Source organism: Streptomyces lancefieldiae, assembly GCF_031845825.1.
In the GTDB taxonomy this organism is placed as follows: domain Bacteria; phylum Actinomycetota; class Actinomycetes; order Streptomycetales; family Streptomycetaceae; genus Streptomyces; species Streptomyces lancefieldiae.
In genome coordinates this window covers 1-472 of the sequence record NZ_JAVRFH010000307.1, presented here as the reverse complement: position 1 = coordinate 472, position 472 = coordinate 1, and the positions used below count along the sequence as shown (strand labels likewise).

Below are 472 nucleotides of genomic sequence, written 5' to 3'. Positions count from 1 at the left end.
CCTCACCCCGGGCGGTTCGGTGTCGTCGTGCGTTGGTGTCGGCATGCCAGGAAGCCTCGCGGGCCGGATCGGCCGCACTGTCAGGAATGGGCGAGGCTCCCCCGAACGTGTGACCGCCTCACGCGCTGCTGACCGGAGGCGGCCGGGCCGATCAGTCCCCGCCGCAGCCACCTCCGCCCCCGCTGTCGCCGCCGCTCCAGCCGCTGCCTCCGCCGGACTCGTTCTGCTTCACGTTGTGGTGGACGGCCGACGCGGTCCACTCGGAGCGGCGCATGACTTTCATCGCCGTGCGGCCGTTGCGGCCGAGGCGGGTCAGCTCACCGGCGAGGCCGATCGCCGAGACCAGGGCTGCCAGCACCCGGTCGCGGTGGTCCGGGTACCCCGCCGCCTCGGCCGCCGCGAACCGGTCGAGGACGTCCCGCGCGAGGTCCGGCACGACCGGGAAGTGGCGGTGGTACGGGAAGAGGCCGAG

The 472-nt window shown here is 74.2% G+C and carries 1 protein-coding gene; it reads right to left on the bottom strand.

All coding sequences use genetic code 11. From position 1 onward, the window contains the following. Window positions 1-151 precede the first annotated feature (151 nt). On the bottom strand, window positions 152-472 hold a 321-nt coding region (locus tag RM812_RS42270), incomplete at its 5' end, for a GPP34 family phosphoprotein (protein WP_394816613.1).